This is a genomic window from Nonomuraea sp. GTA35, from assembly GCF_041950525.1.
Taxonomy (GTDB): Bacteria; Actinomycetota; Actinomycetes; order Streptosporangiales; family Streptosporangiaceae; genus Nonomuraea.
The window spans coordinates 1,090,443-1,109,529 of sequence record NZ_JBGNUV010000002.1 but is presented as its reverse complement, the minus strand read 5'-3'; the positions used below and the strand labels follow the sequence as shown (position 1 = coordinate 1,109,529).

The following is a 19,087-nucleotide window of genomic DNA, read 5'->3' as shown; positions in this document are numbered from 1 at the left end:
CTGGCCGGCACACCGGTGCAGGTGACGGGCACGGTGCTGACGACGCGCCGGGTCGACGCCTACCATGCGCTGACGGTGGTGGCGCCCGGCATCGCCGAGCGTTACCGCCCCGGCCACTTCGTCTCCGTGGCGGTGGGCGGGCCGTACACGTCGATGGTGACGCGCCGCGCGCTGTCCATCCACGACGTGAAGGCCGACTACGGCGGGACGGTCGAGCTCGTCTTCACCGTCCGCGGGTCCGGCACGGCCTGGCTGGCCGAGCGGCGCGCCCGTGACACGCTCGACCTGGTAGGGCCGCTCGGGCGGCCCTTCCCGCTGCCGCGCGACCCCGTCCACTGCGTGCTGGTCGGCTCCGAGTACGGCTCCGCCGTGCTGTTCCCGCTGGCCGACGCGCTGCTGGCGCGGGGCTGCCGGGTGGACTTCGTGCTCGGCGGGGCCGGGGCGGAGCGGGTGTTCGGCGCGATGCGGGCACGCAGGATCGCCGAGACGACCACGCTGACCACCGAGGACGGCTCGCTGGGGCTGCGCGGCAGGGTCACCGACGCGCTGCCCGCGGTGATCGCCGACACGCGGGCCGACGCCGTGTACGCCTGCGCGCCCATGGAGACGCTGCGGGCGGTGACGGCGGTGGGGATGGAGTTCGACATCCCGGTGCAGGTGGCGGTCGAGGAGGCCATGGCCTGCGGGATCGGGGTGTGCATGACGTGCGTGCTGCCCGTCATCGGCGACGACGGGGCGACCAGGATGGTCAGGGCGTGCGCCGAAGGGCCGGTGTTCCGGGGGGAGCGGGTGCGCTTCGAGGACGTGGGAACGATCCCGTTCGACGCGCTCGGCGCCCCCGGAGGCGGTGCACGACATGTCAGTTGATATGCGGACATTTCTGGCGCATGTGGAGCTCGCTAACCCCATCACCACCGCCGCCGGCTGCGCCTCCTCGGGGCGGGAGCTGGCCCAGTTCTTCGACCTGCACCGGCTCGGCGCGCTGACCACCCGCTCGATCACCATGGCCCCGCGCGCCGGCCGGCCCACGCCGCGCATGGCCGAGACGCCCTCGGGCATGCTCAACGCCGTCGGGCTGCAGGGGCCGGGCATCGAGGCGTTCCTGGAGCGGGAGCTGCCCTGGCTGGCCCAGCGCGGCATCAAGACCATCGTCTCGATCGGCGGCGGCACCGTCGCCGAGTACTCCGAGCTGGCCCGCAGGCTCGCCGACGCGCCCGGGGTGACCGCGCTGGAGGTCAATCTCTCCTGCCCGAACATGGAGGACCGCGGGCGCGTCTTCGCCCGCGAGGGCAGCGCCGCGGCCGAGGTGATCGCCTCCGTGCGCTCCATCATGCGCTACGACGTGCCGGTCGTCGCCAAGCTCGCGCCCGACGTGGCCGACATCGTCTCCGTCGCGCGCGCCTGCGTGGACGCCGGGGCCGACGCGCTGTCCATGATCAACAATCCGCTGGGCATGGCCATCGACACCGAGGCGCTGCGCCCCTCGCTCGCCGCCGTCACCGGCGGGCTGTCGGGGCCGGCCATCCTGCCGCTGGCCGTGCGGTGCGTCTGGCAGGTGCACGCGGCCCTGCCCGGGGTGCCCCTGATCGGCGTCGGCGGCGTCATGACGGGCAGGGACGCCTTCCAGCTCGTCCTGGCGGGCGCCTGCGCGGTCGGAGTGGGCACGGCGCTGTTCCACGACCCCTACGCCTGCCTGCGCATCGAACGCGAGCTTGAGGAGCTCCTGAGGGCCCGTGGCTTCCAGCGGCTGGCCGACGCCGTCGGCCTGGCGCACCGCCCGCCGGGGAGCGCGCCCCGGCACCTGCTAGTCGACACCGAGGAGAGCACGCCTTGACTCCCGAGATCCTGGAGAGCACGTCTTGACCCCCGCACCGATCGCCGTCGCTCTCGACGCTCCCGACCTGGAGACCGCCGCCCGGTGGGCCGCACTGGTCACGCCGCACGTCAGCACGGTCAAGGTGGGCCTGGAGCTCTACCTGCGCTACGGGCCCGACGTGATCGCCTCCGTGCGCGGGGCCAGCGGCGTACGCGTGTTCCTCGACCTCAAGCTGCACGACATCCCCAACACCGTGGCCGGGGCCGCGCGGGCGGTGGCGCGGCTGCGGCCCTCGATCCTGACCGTGCACGCCGCCGGCGGGCCCGCCATGATCAGGGCGGCCGTGGAGGCAGCGCCGCACACCCAGATCGCCGCTGTGACCGTCCTGACCTCGCTCACCGAGGGCGACCTGGAGCGCATCGGGCTCGCCGGGCCGGCCGACTCCGCCGTGCGCCGCCTGGCAGCGCTGTCGGTCGAGGCGGGCGCCACGGCGCTCGTGTGCTCGCCCAACGAGGTCTCGGCGGTGCGTGCCGAGGTGGGCGAGGAGATCACGCTCATCACCCCCGGCGTGCGCCCCACGGGGGCCGCCACGCAGGACCAGATGCGCGTCGCCACGCCGGAGCAGGCCCTGGCCGACGGCGCCGACCTGCTCGTGATCGGACGGCCCATCACGGGCTCGGCCGACCCGGGAGCGGCGGCGGCGGCCATCGCCGCCTCGCTGCGCCGCGCCGTCTGAGGCACGCGCCGTCCGAGGCGCACGCCATCTGAGCCGTGCGCCATCTGCCGTGCGCCATCTGAGGCGCACGCCGGCTGGGAAGCGCCCGGCCGGGAAGCGCGTCGCCCGGGCATGCGTCGCGCGCCGCCTGCGCCACGCCTGCCGGGCCCTGCTCACAAGATCATAATGCATCCGCGGACGATCGCGTGACGTGGTTTCGGCCCAGGTGTAGGGCGGGTTTCGGACATCGGCGTGGGGCGAGCCGGCGGGCGCCCTTGCGTTTCGCGACACCGGCGCGAGCCGACGCGCGAAGGGGGAAGTGAGGGCGATTTGATCAGCACAATGTGATTTTACGAACACGCACAGTGATGAAGTGGATTTTGTGGCGAGAGAAACCGCTCTTGACGTTGCTTAGGGGGCGATGACCAGCTAGTTTCCCTTCCCGTCCGAGTACATCGACAGAAATTCGAGGTGACCCGGCGTGGCTCTTCCTCCCCTGACCCCTGAGCAGCGCGCCGCAGCCCTGGAGAAGGCTGCCAAGGCCCGTAAAGAGCGTGCCGAGGTCAAGAACCGGCTCAAGCATGGCGCGGTTTCTCTGGCTGAGGTGCTCAAGGATGGGCAGACCGACGACGTCATCGGCAAGATGAAGGTGTCGGCCCTGTTGGAATCGCTCCCCGGCGTGGGCAAGGTCCGCGCCAAGCAGCTCATGGAGCGGCTTGCCATCGCCGAGTCCCGCCGCGTGCGGGGCCTCGGCGCGAACCAGAGGGCCTCCCTCGAGCGCGAGTTCGGTGGCAACGAGAGCTAATCTCTGTTCCACACGAAAGCGCAGGTTCAACGGGGGGTAGGAAGTGACCGACAGGTCCTGGTCCGGCGAAGTCAGTGCCCACGAGGCGGTCGGACCGGAAGTGGAAGTCGACTTCCCGCCCTTGAGCGAACGGCGGCTGACGGTCCTCTCAGGGCCGTCGGGCGTCGGCAAGTCCACGGTCGTCGCCGAGCTCCGGCGGGCGCACCCCCAGGTGTGGCTGTCGGTCTCGGTGACCACCAGGAGGCCCCGTCCCGGCGAGGTGAACGGGGTCCACTACTTCTTCGTCGACGGTGAGGAGTTCGACCGGCTCGTGGAGTCGGGCGAGCTGCTCGAGTGGGCGGAGTTCGCGGGCAACCGCTACGGCACGCCACGCGAGCCGGTGCTGAAGAAACTCGCCGAAGGCGTGCCGACCCTGCTCGAGATCGACCTCGAGGGCGCCAGGCAGGTACGCAGGAGCATGCCGGAGGCGCTGCTGGTGTTCCTGGCCCCGCCCACCTGGGAGGAGCTGGAGAAGCGGCTGCGCGGGCGCGGCACCGAGCCGGAGGACGTCATCGCGCGCCGGCTGGAGGCCGGGCGGGTCGAGATGGCCGCCGAGTCGGAATTCGACCTCACACTGGTGAACACGAGCGTCCAAGACGTGTGCCACCGGCTGATAGCCTTGATGACTGACCCTCAGGGGGTCACGACAACCACCAACCGAGAGGTCTGACATCGTGGCAGGCACCACCCCGGCCGCGGAGGGCATCACCAACCCGCCGATCGACGCGCTGCTCGACATCGTCGACAGCAAGTACTCCCTGGTGATCATGGGCGCCAAGCGCGCTCGCCAGATCAACGCCTACTACTCCCAGCTCGGCGAGGGCCTGCTGGAGTACGTCGGGCCGCTGGTCGAGACGCACGCCCAGGAGAAGCCGCTGTCCATCGCGCTGCGAGAGGTCTCCGAGGGCCTGCTCAACGCCGAGCCCATCGAAGGCGCGGCCTGACCCCTTCGATGCAGGTCGTCCTGGGCGTCAGCGGCGGCATCGCCGCGTACAAGGCGTGTGAGCTGCTGCGGCTGTTCACCGAGTCGGGCCACGGGGTGCGGGTCGTGCCGACCCGCGAGGCCCTGAAGTTCGTGGGCGCGCCCACGTGGGCCGCCCTGTCCGGCAACCCCGTGTCGCCGGAGGTGTGGGACGACGTCCACGAGGTGCCGCACGTACGGATCGGCAAGCGGGCCGATCTCGTCGTCGTGGCGCCGGCGACCGCCGACGTGCTGGCCAAGGCCGCGCACGGGCTGGCGGGCGACCTGCTCACCAACACGCTGCTGACGGCGACGTGCCCGGTGGTGTTCGCGCCCGCGATGCACACCGAGATGTGGCAGCACCCCGCCACGCAGGCCAACGTCGCGACGCTGCGCGAGCGGGGCGCCATCGTGATCGACCCGGCGGTGGGCCGGCTCACCGGCGCCGACACCGGGCCCGGCCGGCTGCCCGATCCCGCCGAGATCTTCCAGGTCTGCCTGCGCGTGCTCCGTGGCAGGCCCCGCGACCTGGCCGGCCGCAAGGTCGTCGTCTCCGCGGGCGGCACCCGCGAGGCCATCGACCCCGTGCGCTACATCGGCAACCGCTCCTCCGGGCTGCAGGGTTACGCCCTGGCCCGCACGGCGGCCGCCCGGGGCGCCGAGGTCACGCTGGTGGCGGCGAACGTCACGCTCCCCGACCCCGCCGGTGCGAAGGTGGTGCGGGTCGAGTCCGCGGCCGAGCTGCGCGACGCCGTGCTCGCCGCCTCCACGGGAGCCGACGTGGTGGTCATGGCCGCCGCGGTGGCCGACTTCCGCCCCGCGACCCGGCACGACGCCAAGATCAAGAAGACCGACGGGGAGCCCGAGGCCATCCACCTCGTCAAGAACCCCGACATTCTCGCCGAGCTCGGCGAGCGCCACCGCCTGGAGCCCGGCCCCCCGGTGATCGTGGGCTTCGCGGCCGAGACGCACGACGTGCTGGCCAACGGGCAGGCCAAGCTCGCCCGCAAGGGCTGCGACCTGCTGGTCGTCAACCAGGTGGGAGAAGGTCTCGCCTTCGGCACCCCTGACAACGCGGCCACCGTGCTGGTGGCGGGAGGGGATCCGGTGGAGGTGCCGTTCGGGCCCAAGGAGGATCTCGCCGACGCCGTGTGGGATCTGGTCGCCGTACGCCTCGGCTGAGTCGGCGGAAAATCGTACAAAGCGTACAGATCCGATTACTCGATCACCTGTTGCAACAAACCTCTGTGCCTGCGGATACTTGGGGGCAAGGGGGTTGGGATGCCGGTGGGTTCCGCTGTCAGGGAGCGTTGCAGAACGTTGCTCGGTGACCAAGGGGAGATCCATTACGTCTTCCCCGCGTTCTCCGAGGGTCCGGCGGGGACGGGCAACTTCTTGATCGTGGTGACCGGCACGGCCATCTCCGTGCTGGCCACGAGAACGCTCAGGACCGACAGGCCGGTGTCGGTTTTCGCGGAGTTTCCCCGGCACACCAGGCTCGGTCCGATCCTGCCGGGACACGTTCTCGAGCTCGGCTCGATCGTGTTCGAGTTTGATGAGGAGTACGCCGCTGTGGTGTCGGCCGCGGACGCGGAGATCTTCGCCCCGGAGATCCTGCCGGCCGATCCCCTGCCCGAGCTCTGATGGGAGACATATGGTGGACAGTTTCGCGACCTGGCGCCTGGTAGGGCTAGACTTCGGCGAGGCCCAGCCGTGCCCATTGGTCCCGGGCCTTACATCCGTCAGCAGCCGCTGCATGAGGAGCCACTGAGTTGTCACGTCGCCTGTTCACATCCGAGTCGGTCACCGAGGGCCACCCGGACAAGATCGCCGACCAGATCAGTGACGCGATTCTCGACGCCATGCTCAAGGACGACCCCAAGAGCCGGGTCGCCGTCGAGACGATGATCACTACCGGCCAGGTTCACGTCGCAGGCGAGGTCACGACCGAGACCTACGTCGACATCCCCGGCGTCATCCGCGAGAAGATCCTGGAGATCGGCTACGACGCCTCCCACAAGGGCTTCGACGGCGCCTCGTGCGGCGTGTCGGTGTCCATCGGCGCGCAGTCGCCCGACATCGCCCAGGGTGTCGACGACGCCTACGAGCACCGCGTCGACGGTGACGGTGACGAGCTCGACCGCCAGGGCGCCGGTGACCAGGGCCTCATGTTCGGCTACGCCTGCCGCGAGACCCCCGAGCTGATGCCGCTGCCGATCACGCTCGCCCACCGGCTGGCCCAGCGCCTGTCGGCGGTGCGCAAGAGCGGCACGGTCCCCTACCTGCGCCCCGACGGCAAGACCCAGGTCACGATCGAGTACGACGGCGACACGCCCGTCCGCCTCGACACCGTGGTGGTCTCCACGCAGCACGCCGCGGAGATCGACCTCAAGGAGATGCTGGCGCCCGACATCAAGGAGCACGTGGTCGACCCCGTGCTCGCGGACCTCGAGCTCGACACCGAGGGCTACCGCCTGCTGGTGAACCCGACCGGCCGCTTCGAGATCGGCGGCCCGATGGGCGACGCCGGCCTCACCGGTCGCAAGATCATCATCGACACCTACGGCGGCATGGCCCGCCACGGTGGCGGCGCCTTCTCCGGCAAGGACCCGTCCAAGGTCGACCGCTCGGCCGCCTACGCCATGCGCTGGGTCGCCAAGAACGTCGTCGCGGCCGGGCTCGCCGACCGGTGCGAGGTGCAGGTGGCGTACGCGATCGGCAAGGCGCAGCCGGTGGGCCTGTTCGTTGAGTGCTTCGGCACCGAGAAGCTGGCGGTGGAGAAGATCCAGGAGGCCGTGCTGCAGGTGTTCGACCTGCGGCCCGCCGCGATCATCCGCGACCTCGACCTGCTGCGGCCGATCTACTCGGAGACCGCCGCGTACGGGCACTTCGGGCGCGAGGGCTTCTCCTGGGAGTCCACCGACCGCGCTGAGGCCCTGCGGACCGCCGCGGGTCTGTGACGGCTCACGCTCGTTGACCGGTGCCGCCTGAGGGCGGCACCGGTCGTTCGCGTGACCGAGGCAGCACCCGGTGGTGTGACCGGGGGAGCGCCGGGTGGCGTGACCCAGGGCCTACAGGAGTGGTGCGGCCGAGGGCGTACCGATCGGTGTGGCTGAGGGCGCACCGGTTCTGGGCGTGCCTGAAGGGCGGTTCCGGTCCTCGTGTGCGCGTCTTCCAGCGTGCGCTCTTCGGCGGGCGTGCGGCCCCGTGATTGCTGCCGCGGTGGCTTCGCCGTCGCGCGGGCTCGGGCTCGGCGCTCACGTCGTGGGCGTGGGCGCGGGCATGGGTCTGGTAGACCTTTTGCGTGACCCCTTCCTCCGACGACGCGCTCCTGCCGCTCGAAGCCGTGCGGCCCGCGCCCTCGTCGAAGGACACCAAGGGGGCGCCCGTCCCCGCCCCCGAGAACCCCGTGGCCAGGGTCGTGGTGGACAGCCCGCTGCCGCACCTCGACCGGCCCTTCGACTACCTCGTCCCCGAGCCCATGCACGAGACGGCCGAGCCGGGGGTGCGGGTGCGGGTACGGTTCGCGGGCAAGCTCGTGGACGGGTTCCTGCTGGAGCGGGTGCCGGAGAGCGAGCACGAAGGCAGGCTCACCCCGCTCGAACGCGTGGTCTCGCCCGAGCGGGTGCTCACCCCGGAGATCGCCGGCCTGGCCAGGGCGGTGGCCGACCGGTACGCGGGCACCCTGACCGACGTGCTCCGCCTGGCCATCCCGCCCCGCCACGCCAAGGCCGAGTCGGAGCCCCCGAAGACCGACGTGCCCGCAGGCCCCCAGGGCCAGGCCCCGGACCCGTCAGCACGTCCATCAGCGGCCCCGGCCCCGACCCCGAGCGCGGCCGGCGCGGCCCAGCCCACGACTGCGAGCGCTGCGGCCCCGGCGCCCGCGTCCCAGCCGACGCCTGAGCGTTCCGCGGCCCAGGCCGCAGCCTTGCCCCCCGCGCCTGGGCGCTCGGCGGGCCAGGCCCCGAGCGAGGCCGGCGCGGCCCAGGCCGCGAGCGCGTGGGACGCGTACCCCACCGGGCCCTCCTTCCTCGACGCCCTGCGACACGGCCGTGCGCCCCGGGCCGTGTGGTCGGCGTTGCCCGGGGCGCGGGGATGGGCGGAAGCCGTGGCGGAGGCGGTGCGGGCCACGCTGGACGGCGGCAGGGGAGCGGTCGTCGTGGTCCCCGACGGCAAGGACGTGGCGCTGGCCGACGCCGAGTTCGGGCGGCTGCTCGGTCCCGGCAGGCACGTGGCGCTCACCGCCGACCTGGGCCCCGCTGAGCGGTACCGGCGGTGGCTGAGGGTGCTGCGGGGCCAGGTGCGGGCCGTGGTGGGCACCAGGGCCGCCATGTTCGCCCCCGTCGCGGAGCTCGGCCTGGTGGTCATCTGGGACGACGGCGACGACCTGCACGCCGAGCGCCTGGCCCCGTACCCGCACGCTCGCGAGGTGCTCGGCCTGCGCGCCCACAGGACCGGCGCGGCCATGCTCATCGGCGGCTACGCCCGCACGGCGGAGGCCACCCAGCTCGTCGCGAGCGGCTGGGCCAGGCCGATCGTGGCGGCGCGCACGACGCTCAGGACCCTGGCCCCCCGCGTACGCCCGGCGGGCGAGGACGCCGAGCTGGCCAAGGACCAGGCCGCCCGGCAGGCCCGCCTGCCCAGCATCGCCTGGCGCGCCCTGCGGGTCGGCCTGGAGAGCGGCCCGGTGCTGGTGCAGGTGCCCAGGCGCGGCTACCTGCCCGCCCTGGCCTGCCAGCACTGCCGCGCTCCCGCCCGCTGCGTCCTGCCCCCGACCCGCACCGGCCCCCGGTCCCCTGAGCCGGCTCGCGCCCATGCGCACGCCGCACCGGGCGCGCAGGCCGGTGCCTCGCCGGCAGGGCAGGCACAGATCGCGCTGGGCAGCCCGGAGCAGGGGCCAGGCGGATCCGGCGGGTCCGGCGGGTCCGGTGGGTCCGGTGGGCAGGGACCGCGGTGTCATGGCCCGCTGGCGCTCAGGGGCGGCCACGCGGCGCCGTACTGCCGCTGGTGCGGCAGGGTGGACGCCGACTGGCGGTGCCCGTCGTGCGGCAGCCCGCGCCTGCGTGCCGTCGTCACCGGTGCCAGGCGTACGGCGGAGGAGCTCGGCAGGGCCTTCCCCTCCGTGCCGGTGCGGACCTCGGGACGCGACGGCGTGCTGGCCACCGTGCCCTCCACCCGCGCGCTGGTCGTCGCGACCCCGGGCGCGGAGCCCGTGGTGGAGGGCGGTTACGCGGCGGCCGTGCTGCTGGACGGGTGGGCGCTGCTGGGGCGGGCGGATCTGCGGGCGGCCGAGGAGACCGTGCGCCGCTGGATGAACGCCGCGGCCCTGCTGCGCCCCGCCGCCGAGCTGGTCGTGCTCGGCGACGCGGCGCTGCCGGCCGTACAGGCGCTGCTCAGGTGGGATCCGATCACGCACGCGGAGCGCGAGCTCGGCGACCGCGCCGAGCTGGGGTTCCCGCCGGCGGTGCGGATGGCCACGCTCACCGGCGCGGCCAGTGCGGTCAGGCAGATGCTCGACGAGGTCCGCCTCCCGCCCGACGCCCAGGTGCTCGGCCCGGTGCCGGTGGACGAGTCCGGCCAGGAACGCGCCATGATCCGGGTACGGAGGGCAGGGGGAGCGGCGCTGGCCGCCGCGCTCAAAGGGGCCAGTGGGGTGCGTGCGGCCAGAAAGACACCAGATGTCGTGAGGGTGAGTGTCGACCCGCTCGACCTGATTTAGACCGTTTCCCCGATTCGCTCATCTGTTGGTCAGCCGTTAGCGTGCCCCTGTGTCGATCGAATGGGTGAACCGGGCCATCGACGACCTGCGTGCATGGGGGCGTGCGCGGGAAGTCGAGGTGGACGCGGACGAGGTCCGCCTGCTCTGCGACTACGCCAGCGACTACCTCAACGTCAACGAACTGGGTGATTTCACACCTGAGACCTTCGACGAGCTGCTGCTGTCCATCTACCCGCGCAAGGTCATCGCCCCTCCGGAGAGCGCGCCGGAGACCATCGCCGCCGCCCGCACCCTCGTCGACTTCCTCGACGAGGCCGCCCAGGTGAGCGGCGAGACGGCCACGCGGATGCGCGAGCGGCTCGACGACATCGCGCCACGCATGGCCGAGGCGCTCGCCGACACCTCGAACTTCGGCATGGCCAAGAGCCTGTTCAGCTCCATCGGCCCCGAGTCGCTCGAGCAGTCGATCCCCATCCCCTCCGGCGAGCTGCCCGACCTGGGCGAGGCACCCTGCGACTGCCCCGGCTGCACGCCGCTGCCCGCCGTGCGGCTGGCCGCGCCGGAGGAGCTGCGTGCCGCGCTGGAGAGCGTTCCGATGCTGGCGGAGGAGCCGCTGCCCGGCGGCGGCGATCCGCTGGCCGCCTGGGCGCGGCGCGTCGCCGACCTGCTGGAGCAGGACACCGGCGGCGCGGTCACCGGCTCGGCGGAGCTCGACGAGGGGCTCTACGACCTGTTCGACATGATCTACCGGCTCCAGGTGCGGGTGCCCGTCACCGTGATCGGCGAGTACCTCGACGAGATCGCCGGTGAGGGTGATGTCGACCTGGCCACCGTGCTGGGCCGGCTGGAGCGTACCGGCATGATCAGGGTCGACGGCGACTGCGCGGAGCTGACGCCCCTGGGCGTCTGGGCGCTGCGCGAGCACTACCTCTCGCTCGGCGTCGACGCCCCCGAGGCGCCGGACCTGGCCGAGGCCGACGCGCGCGGGCTCATCGAGGGGCTGCTCGACGGCGTGCCCACCGAGATCGCCGAGGACGACATCAGTCGCTGGCTGTCCGGCAAGGAGCCCGGCGAGGCCGCCGCGGAGCTGCTGGCCGCCGCCTCCGGCGCGCCCGCGGTGGCCCGCGGCATCGCCATCACCATCGTCGACCGCCTGGGTGCCGAGGCCGAGCCCGCCGTCCGCGGCTACCTGGAGGACCAGGAGCTGCGCCCGCACGCCATACACTGGCTGGCCGCCAGGAAGCTGCCCGCGCCGCCGCTCACCCAGCAGGAGCTGCTCTGGGTCAGCGTCGACATGCTGGCCCTGGCCATGCCCGCGGCCGAGGAGGACCCCGAGATCTTCGCCGAGAACATGGCCGCCTCCGGCCCGCCGGCCCACCTCATCGAGGAGATGTGGCGGGTCGACCATCCCGACGTCGTCGAGGTCCTGGAGCTGCTCGGACGGTCCATCCCCGACGGCACGGTGTCCAAGGCGGCGCGCAAGGCGGCGTTCAAGGCCCGCTCCCGAGGCATCCGTTGAGTACGCTCATGTGACCGGTGTGCAGTAAGTTTCGTGGGTGGCAAACAACGTCTTCGACCTCGCCGAGCTGCGCAAGCTGATCGATGAGCAGGCCGCCGTGCCTCCACGGCCCCCTGAGGAGACTCACGTGGAGCATGAGGCGCTGACGTTCCCGCCGGTCCTGCTGGCGCCCGACGCCGAGCTGGCGAGGGCGGTGCCCGTCGTGCCGCTCGTGGCCGACGCCATCAGGCTCACCACGTGGACGGGCGAGCGCCAGGTCACCCCCGGCGGGCACCTGACCGAGGCCGACGCCGACGCCGCCGCGCAGGAGCTCGGCCTGCCGGCCTCCCGCCTGCGCCTGATCTGGATCGTCGCGGTCAACACCGGCCTGCTGCAGATCCTGGGCGGCCGGGCCTCGCGGGGGCCGCTGTCGATGCAGCTCACGGTCGAGGCCACGCTGGAGTTCTGGGACGGCGTGGTCATGGACGTGCTCGACCGCGCCGACGAGGGCCTGACCGGCTCGGCCGTGGTCGACGGTCACCTGGCCGAGATGCTGGCCACGATCTACTCCGTACGGTCGGGAGTGGCCACCGCCAACCTCGCCCGCGGCATCCTGCAGTCCCACGAGGTGGCCTGCGCGCCCGGCCCCGCCGAGATGCGCAAGATCGCCGCCGCGCTGCCTGCGGAGCTGCTGGAGGCGCTGTCGCTGCTGACGTACTGCGGGCTGGTCGAGCAGACCGCCGCCGGCCGCACCGCGCTCACCCCGCTCGGCGTCTGGGCCATCCGCCGCGACCTGCTGCGCGAGGGGCACGACGCGCCGACCACCGCGGAGGTGGAGGTGTTCGCCGACCTGTCGGCGGCCGAGCTGGTGGAGGCGCTGGTCAAGGGCAGCGCCACGCAGAGCGCGGTGGCCGGCTGGCTGGAGCGCCGCTCGCCCGAGTCGGCCGCCCGCGACCTGATCGAGATCGCCGCCTCCGGCACGGCCGGGCAGCGCGGCGCCGTCGGCGCGATTCTGGAGGAGCTCGGGCCGGAGGCCGAGGCGCCGGTCAGGCAGGCGCTGGAGCATCCGCTGATGCGCCGCTACGCCGCGTCCTGGCTGCACATCCGCGACCTCGAGGCCCCCACGCTCAGCCCCGAGGACCACACCTGGATCGCGGTCGACTCGCTGGCGGCCCTCATGCACCTGTCGGGCCCCGCCGCCGGCCGGATCGACCCGCCCGAGCCGGGCGAGGACCTGATCAAGCTGGTCGGCGACATGCCGGCGGTCGGCCATCCCGACACGATCGCCGTCCTCGACATGCTGGCCGCCGCCCACGACGACCAGGCCGTGGTCAAGGCGGCGCGCAAGGCCGCGATGAAGGCCCGTTCGCTGGAGCACGCCCGCCAGAGCGGGTAGCCGGCCCACCTGATCGGGCCCGCACCTGCACTAAACTGGGCTGATCCACGCTTGAGAACGGAGTGAACCCCCTTGGCGATCCAGTCGATCCGGCTGTTCGGAGATCCGGTGCTGCGCACCCCGGCGGCCCCGGTCGTCGACTTCGACAAGGAGCTGCGCAAGCTGGTCAAGGACCTGACCGACACGATGATGGACGCCCCGGGCGCGGGCCTGGCGGCCCCGCAGATCGGCGTCGGGCTGCGGGTGTTCACCTACTACGTGGACGACCAGCTCGGCCACCTGATCAACCCCGACCTCGATCTGTCCGCCGAGCTCGACGAGGAGGGCGAGGAGGGCTGCCTGTCCTTCCCCGGCCTGTCGTTCCCGACGCCGCGCGCGATCCGCGCCGTGGCCAAGGGCTTCAACATGCACGGCGAGCCGGTCACGCTGGAGGGCACCGACCTCATGGCACGCTGCTTCCAGCACGAGACCGACCACCTCGACGGCATCCTGTTCATCGACCGCATGGATCCCAAGCAGCGCAAGCTGGCCATGAAGGCCGTACGCGAGGCGGAGTGGAGCGGCCTGTCCGCTCCCGTGATCAAGGTCTCGCCCCACGCCACCGGCGGAAAGGCACTCTGAGAGCATGCGTCTGGTCTTCGCGGGCACGCCCGAGACGGCACTGCCGTCACTGCGCACCCTGATCGACTCGCCCCGGCACGAGGTGGTGGCGGTCGTCACCCGCCCCGACGCGCAGTCGGGCCGCGGCCGCAAGGTCCACCCCTCGCCGGTGGCCGAGCTCGCGGAGGAGGCGGGCATCGAGGTGCTGCGCCCGCAGAAGGCCGGCGACCCCGCCTTCCTCGACCGGCTCCGGGCGCTGGAGCCCGACTGCTGCCCCGTGGTCGCCTACGGCGCCCTGCTGCCGCAGTCGGCGCTCGACGTGCCCCGGCACGGCTGGATCAACCTGCACTTCTCGATCCTGCCCGCCTGGCGCGGCGCCGCGCCCGTCCAGCACGCGATCCTGCACGGTGACGAGATCACCGGGGCGAGCACGTTCCAGATCGTCAAGGAGCTGGACGCCGGGCCCGTCTACGGCGTGGTGACCGAGGAGATCCGCCCCTCCGACACGAGCGGGGCGCTGCTGGAGCGGCTGGCGGTGTCGGGCGCCGGGCTGCTCGCCGCCACCCTCGACGGGGTCGAGGACGGCGCCCTGGAGGCCCGCCCGCAGCCCGCCGACGGCGTCACGATCGCTCCCAAGATCGCGGTGGGCGACGCGCGGGTCGACTGGGCCAAGCCCGCCATGCACGTCGATCGGCTGATCCGGGCCTGCACCCCCAACCCGGGGGCGTGGAGCGAGTTCCGGGGGCAACGGATGAAGGTGGGGCCCGTGCGGGTGGTGGCCGGGGAGCGGCTGGCGCCCGGGCAGGTCCTCGCCACGAAGACCGCTGTGCTGGTCGGGACGGCCAGCGACGCGGTGGAGCTGGATGAGGTGCAGCCGCAGGGCAAGCGGTTGATGGGTGCCGTGGAGTGGGCCCGCGGGGTTCGCCCCGAAGGCGATGAGGCCTTCAAGTGACCGAGCGGGCCGGATCATCGTGCCGGCGGCGTGGCGACCGGGTGCGAGCGAGAGTTTGAGGCGATGAAGACCAGGGGGCAGCAGGGCGCCGGCGGCAGGGGCGGCGACAACCGTGCGGGAAGGCCGCGCAGGCCGTCGCGCGACCCGGCGCGCAACGCGGCCTACGACGTGGTACGCGCGGTGGACGAGCGCGACGCGTACGCCAACCTGCTCCTGCCGCGGCTGCTTCGCGAGCGCGGCATCAAGGGCCGCGATGCCGCACTGGCCACCGAGCTCGCGTACGGGACGCTGCGCGGGCTCGGCACCTACGACGCCATCATCGAGATGTGCAGCGACCGCGCGCCCGACCCCGACGTGCGCGACGCGCTGCGAATCGGCGCCCACCAGCTGCTGCGCATGCGCGTGCCCCCGCACGCGGCCGTCGGCACCACCGTCGATCTGGTACGCCTGCGTATCGGCCAGGGGGCCGCCAAGTTCGTCAACGCGGTGCTGCGCAAGATCGGCTCCAGGACGCTGGAGGAGTGGGTGCCCATCGTGGCGCCCGACCCGGCCGACGACCCGGTCGGGCACCTCGCGGTCGCCTACGGTCACCCCCGCTGGATCGTCTCCGCCTTCCGCGACGCGCTCGGCACGGCCGATGAGATGACCGACCTGCTCGACGCCGACAACGCCCGTCCCCTGGTGACGCTCGTCGCGCGGCCGGGGCGCAGCTCGGTGGAGGAGCTGGAGGAGGCCGGCGCCGTCCCGGGACGTTACTCCCCGTACGCCGCCTACCTGCGCGAAGGCGACCCCGGCCAGATCGAGGCCGTGGCCGAGACGCGCGCGGCCGTCCAGGACGAGGCCAGTCAGCTCGTGGCGCTCGCCCTCACCCGGGTTTCGGTGGACGGCGACGGCGACGAGCTGTGGCTCGACATGTGCGCGGGGCCCGGCGGCAAGGCCGGGCTCCTGGACGCCATCGCCACCCACGGTGATCTCGCCGGGCTGGACGAGGAGGCCCGCCGGCGCGCGGCCGGCGGCACGAGCAGCGGCGGTGCCGAGGCGGGCCCTGCGATGCCCGCCGGCGCTGAAGCGGGCTCTGCGATGCACGCCGCCGCCGAGGCGGGGTCGGCGGGCGACGGCGCTGCTGCCGAGGCCTTCCCCGGCGGGGCGCGGTTGCTGGCCGCCGACGTCCAGCGGCACCGGGCGCGGCTCGTCTGGGAGACGACCAGGAACGCGTCCGTGGTCACCGCCGACGGCACCGAGCCCGCGTGGCGGCCGGGAGTCTTCGACCGGGTCATGCTCGACGCGCCCTGCACCGGGCTCGGCGCGCTGCGGCGGCGGCCCGAGGCACGCTGGCGGCGCGATCCGGCGGGCATCGCCGAACTGGGCAAGCTGCAGCGGCGGTTGCTGGAGACGGCGCTCGACGCCGTGCGGCCGGGTGGCGTCGTGGCCTACGTGACGTGCTCCCCGCACCTGGCAGAGACCAGGGTCGTGGTGGGCGACGTCCTGGCGCGCAGGAAGGACGTCGAGCAACTGGACTCCCGCGACTACCTGCCCGGGATCGAGGGGCTCGGCGACGGGCCGCACGCCCAGTTCTGGCCGCACCGGCACGGCACCGACGCGATGTTCCTGGCCCTGCTGCGCAAGATCGCCTGACGTGTTCGTGGCCCTGCTGCGTGCGATCGCCTGACGTGTTCCTGATCCCGCTGCTTCCTGGTCCCGCTGCGCAAGATCGCCTGACGCGCCGCCCGTCCGTGTGATCCGATCGGAAACGTGGATTTTCTGGACGACCTTCACCTGGCGGAGCTGGGACCGATCATCTGGCTCCAGAGCTGGCCCGACGCCGTCCGGCCCGTGCTGGAGCTGGTTTCGGTGCTCGGCACGGACACGTTCTTCCTGCTCTGCCTGCCCCTGCTCTACTGGTGCGTCAACCCGGCGCTCGCGCTGCGGCTCGGGTTCACCGTCCTGGCGGCCGCCGCCACGAACGCGATCGGCAAGCTCGCCGTCCACCAGCCCAGGCCGTACTGGATCGACCCCAGGATCCACCCGTTCTCCGTCGAGGGGGCCTTCGGGCTGCCCTCCGGGCACGCGCAGACCGGCACCGCGGGCCTGGGGCGGCTCGCCGTGGCGGTGGCGAGGCCGTGGGCGTGGTGGGCGGCCGGGGCGATCGTCGTGCTGGTGTGCCTGAGCCGGGTGTATCTGGGCGTGCACTTCATCTCGGACGTGGTCGCCGGCGTGCTGCTCGGGCTCGTGGTGCTGCTGCTCGTCCGGCGGCTGGAACGGCCGGCGACGGCGTGGTGGCGCGGGCGGCCGCTGTGGGTGCAGCTCGCCGCGTCCGCGGTGCTGTCCGGCGCGATGATCGGCGGCGCGGCGCTGGCCAACGCGCCGTACGCCGGGTGGGTGGTGCCGGCGGGCTGGAGCTCCGCGGGGACGATCGACCCCGAGAGCATGGACACCGTCGTGACCCTGGCGGGGGTGTTGCTGGGCACGCTGGCCGGGGCGTCGATCATGTACCGGCTGGGGTGGTTCGACGCGGGCGGGTCGCTCGGCGCGCGGGCCGGGCGGTGGGTGATCGGGACGGTCGTGGCGGTGCTCATCTGGTACGCCGAGCGCGAAGTGCTGCCGGAGGGAGCCGTCGGCACGTACGCGGGGTACGCGGTGCTGACCCTGTGGGTGCAGGTGGGGGCGCCGGTACTGTTCATCAGGCTCGGGTTGATGGCCCGGAGGGAGAAGGAGTCTCAGGGCTCCGGGCGAGGGCGGGGCGGCGCGGGTCACTAGACTAGGGGGATCATGGCCGTACAGATCTCGCCCAGCATCCTCGCCGCCGACTTCGCCAGGCTCGCCGACGAGGCCGCCGCCGTGCCGAACGCCGACTGGCTGCACGTCGACGTCATGGACTACCACTTCGTGCCCAACCTGACCCTTGGGCTGCCCGTGGTCGAGGCGCTGCGCAAGGCGACCGACACGCCGCTCGACTGCCACCTCATGATCGCCGATCCCGACCGCTGGGCGCCGCAGTACGCCGAGGCGGGGGCGGGCAGCGTGACCATCCACGCGGAGGCGGCCAAGGCGCCCATCCGCACGCTGCGCGAGATCCGCTCGCTCGGCGCCAGGGCGGGGCTCGCGCTCAACCCCGCCACCGCCGTCGAGCCGTACGAAGACCTCCTCGGCGAGGTCGACATGCTGCTGCTGATGACCGTGGAGCCGGGGTTCGGGGGGCAGAAGTTCCTCGACGTGGTGCTGCCGAAGATCCGGCGGGCCCGCGAGCTGATCGGGCGGCACGGCGGCCGGGTCTGGCTGCAGGTCGACGGGGGCGTGGACGCCGGCACCATCGAGCGGTGCGCCGAGGCGGGGGCCGACGTGTTCGTGGCCGGCAGCGCCGTGTACGGGGCCTCCGATCCGGTGGCCGCGATCGACGAGTTGCGCGCCGCCGCCGATCGCGCCATTTCCTGACATGAACCCGGCATCACCTGGGTAATTCTTCACTTATGAGCGACCATGGGATCTTCGGGCCCCGCTCGGTGACGTGGCGGGTGATGGGCGAGCCGATCCTTCTCGTGGGCGGCATCCGCGCGCTGCTCATGCAGGGGCTGCATCCGAGGGCGATGCGCGGGGTGCTGCAGAACTCCGCGCTGATGGATCCGCAGGAGGCCTGGTCCCGGTTCGTACGGACCACCGAGTTCGTCCGCGTGCGCACCTACGGCACCCACGCCGAGGTCGAACGCGCCGGCCGCCGCGTACGGAAGATCCATGCCAAGCTGACCGCGTACGACCCCGACACGGGGGTCACCTTCCACCTCGACGACCCCGACGCGCTGCGCTGGGTGCACGTGGGCGAGGTGGACTCGTACCTGTCGGTCGCCCGCCGGGCCGGGGTCGGGCTGTCGGACGAGGAGGCCGACACGTTCGTGGCGGAGTGGCGCAGGGCCGCCGAGGTGGTGGGGCTGGCGGCGGCGGACGTGCCCGGTTCGGTGGCGGAGCTGCGCGACTACATCGAGGCCGAGCGTCCCGGGCTGCGTTTCGTGCCCGAGGCCGCGCATCCGCTGCGCCTGTCGCTGAACGCCCCGCTGCCGCGCCTGCTCACGCCGCTCAAGCCGGCGATGCCCGCGCTGACGCTGCTGGCGTTCGCGACGTTGCCGCGCTGGGCGAGGAGGTTGTACGGGCTGCCCGCCACGCCGGTCGGCGACCTGTGGGCGACCGCCACGCTGCGGACCCTGCACACCGGGCTCGGCCTGGTCCCGGGGCATGTCCGCTACAGCCCGGCGGCGCGGCGCGCGCACCGGCTGATGGCTGCCTGAAGCGAGCGCTTGGTTGTTTTTGCGGGGGTGGTCGCGTGCTCGGCCACCGGCATGGCAAACTGGTATGCGAAGAGAGCTAGCGTGCTCCGGGGTCGGTGAAATTCCGAACCGGCGGTGACAGTCCGCGACCCGGCCGATGCCATCGGCCGGTTGACCCGGTGAAATTCCGGGACCGACGGTTAAAGTCCGGATGGGAGGAAGCGCGCGAGGTGTCCGGTGTCCCAGCCGGGCGCCTGCCGTGATGCGTGTGCCGCATCGTGGCGAGAAATCCCCCGGGGCCCGCCGTGGCTTGGAGCTACTGGCGAGTAG

Annotated in this window: 18 protein-coding genes and 1 riboswitch; all 18 genes read left to right on the top strand. The window is 72.9% G+C overall.

Annotated features, from left to right (window positions below; genetic code table 11):
• Positions 1–15: 15 nt before the first annotated feature.
• The 18 genes from ACBJ32_RS11725 to ACBJ32_RS11640 all read left to right on the top strand — a co-directional run bounded on the left by ACBJ32_RS11725 (position 16) and on the right by ACBJ32_RS11640 (position 18,778).
• Positions 16–867 carry a dihydroorotate dehydrogenase electron transfer subunit gene (locus tag ACBJ32_RS11725; protein ID WP_357865935.1) on the top strand — a complete coding sequence of 284 codons (852 nt, stop codon included), beginning with the start codon at positions 16–18 and terminating at the stop codon, positions 865–867.
• Positions 857–1,834, top strand: coding sequence for a dihydroorotate dehydrogenase (locus tag ACBJ32_RS11720; RefSeq protein WP_052424271.1), 978 nt, complete (start codon positions 857–859; stop codon positions 1,832–1,834). Before ACBJ32_RS11725 ends, ACBJ32_RS11720 begins: the two co-directional genes overlap by 11 nt.
• Before the next feature lie 25 nt (positions 1,835–1,859).
• Positions 1,860–2,552, top strand: coding sequence for an orotidine-5'-phosphate decarboxylase (gene pyrF, locus ACBJ32_RS11715; protein WP_357865936.1), 693 nt, complete (start codon positions 1,860–1,862; stop codon positions 2,550–2,552).
• A gap of 460 nt (positions 2,553–3,012) precedes the next feature.
• The gene (mihF, locus tag ACBJ32_RS11710; RefSeq protein WP_020541698.1) at positions 3,013–3,336 is read left to right on the top strand and encodes an integration host factor, actinobacterial type; all 324 of its coding nucleotides are present in this window, start codon (positions 3,013–3,015) and stop codon (positions 3,334–3,336) included.
• A gap of 100 nt (positions 3,337–3,436) precedes the next feature.
• Complete coding sequence (gene gmk, locus ACBJ32_RS11705) at positions 3,437–4,045, top strand: guanylate kinase (RefSeq protein ID WP_357865938.1); 609 nt, start codon at positions 3,437–3,439, stop codon at positions 4,043–4,045.
• Positions 4,046–4,049: 4 nt separating this feature from the next.
• Complete coding sequence (rpoZ, locus tag ACBJ32_RS11700; RefSeq protein ID WP_080041099.1) at positions 4,050–4,319, top strand: DNA-directed RNA polymerase subunit omega; 270 nt, start codon at positions 4,050–4,052, stop codon at positions 4,317–4,319.
• An 8-nt stretch (positions 4,320–4,327) separates the two neighbouring features.
• Positions 4,328–5,518 carry a bifunctional phosphopantothenoylcysteine decarboxylase/phosphopantothenate--cysteine ligase CoaBC gene (gene coaBC, locus ACBJ32_RS11695; protein WP_375126707.1) on the top strand — a complete coding sequence of 397 codons (1,191 nt, stop codon included), beginning with the start codon at positions 4,328–4,330 and terminating at the stop codon, positions 5,516–5,518.
• 138 nt (positions 5,519–5,656) lie between these two features.
• Entirely contained in the window at positions 5,657–5,980 is a 324-nt protein-coding gene (locus tag ACBJ32_RS11690; RefSeq protein WP_357865941.1) for a hypothetical protein, read from the top strand.
• A 128-nt stretch (positions 5,981–6,108) separates the two neighbouring features.
• A complete protein-coding gene (metK, locus tag ACBJ32_RS11685; protein ID WP_375126706.1) occupies positions 6,109–7,296 on the top strand; it encodes a methionine adenosyltransferase in 1,188 nt (395 codons plus the stop codon).
• A gap of 344 nt (positions 7,297–7,640) precedes the next feature.
• On the top strand, positions 7,641–10,055 hold the full coding sequence (locus ACBJ32_RS11680; protein ID WP_375126705.1) for a primosomal protein N': 2,415 nt from the start codon (positions 7,641–7,643) through the stop codon (positions 10,053–10,055).
• Between the two features lie 49 nt (positions 10,056–10,104).
• Positions 10,105–11,574: a hypothetical protein gene (locus ACBJ32_RS11675; RefSeq protein WP_375126704.1), complete on the top strand. Its 1,470-nt coding sequence runs from the start codon at positions 10,105–10,107 to the stop codon at positions 11,572–11,574.
• A 37-nt stretch (positions 11,575–11,611) separates the two neighbouring features.
• A complete protein-coding gene (locus tag ACBJ32_RS11670; protein ID WP_375126703.1) occupies positions 11,612–12,949 on the top strand; it encodes a hypothetical protein in 1,338 nt (445 codons plus the stop codon).
• Positions 12,950–13,021: 72 nt separating this feature from the next.
• Positions 13,022–13,570, top strand: a complete 549-nt coding sequence (gene def, locus ACBJ32_RS11665; protein ID WP_357865948.1) for a peptide deformylase — start codon at positions 13,022–13,024, stop codon at positions 13,568–13,570.
• Between the two features lie 4 nt (positions 13,571–13,574).
• The gene (gene fmt / locus ACBJ32_RS11660; RefSeq protein WP_375126702.1) at positions 13,575–14,501 is read left to right on the top strand and encodes a methionyl-tRNA formyltransferase; all 927 of its coding nucleotides are present in this window, start codon (positions 13,575–13,577) and stop codon (positions 14,499–14,501) included.
• Between the two features lie 63 nt (positions 14,502–14,564).
• Positions 14,565–16,136: an RsmB/NOP family class I SAM-dependent RNA methyltransferase gene (locus ACBJ32_RS11655; RefSeq protein ID WP_375126701.1), complete on the top strand. Its 1,572-nt coding sequence runs from the start codon at positions 14,565–14,567 to the stop codon at positions 16,134–16,136.
• Between the two features lie 117 nt (positions 16,137–16,253).
• Positions 16,254–17,258, top strand: a complete 1,005-nt coding sequence (locus tag ACBJ32_RS11650; protein WP_375126700.1) for a phosphatase PAP2 family protein — start codon at positions 16,254–16,256, stop codon at positions 17,256–17,258.
• 12 nt (positions 17,259–17,270) lie between these two features.
• Positions 17,271–17,933: a ribulose-phosphate 3-epimerase gene (gene rpe / locus ACBJ32_RS11645; protein WP_375126699.1), complete on the top strand. Its 663-nt coding sequence runs from the start codon at positions 17,271–17,273 to the stop codon at positions 17,931–17,933.
• Positions 17,934–17,968: 35 nt separating this feature from the next.
• Positions 17,969–18,778: an oxygenase MpaB family protein gene (locus tag ACBJ32_RS11640; protein WP_375126698.1), complete on the top strand. Its 810-nt coding sequence runs from the start codon at positions 17,969–17,971 to the stop codon at positions 18,776–18,778.
• A gap of 77 nt (positions 18,779–18,855) precedes the next feature.
• A riboswitch (FMN riboswitch) is annotated at positions 18,856–18,986 on the top strand.
• Positions 18,987–19,087: the final 101 nt, after the last annotated feature.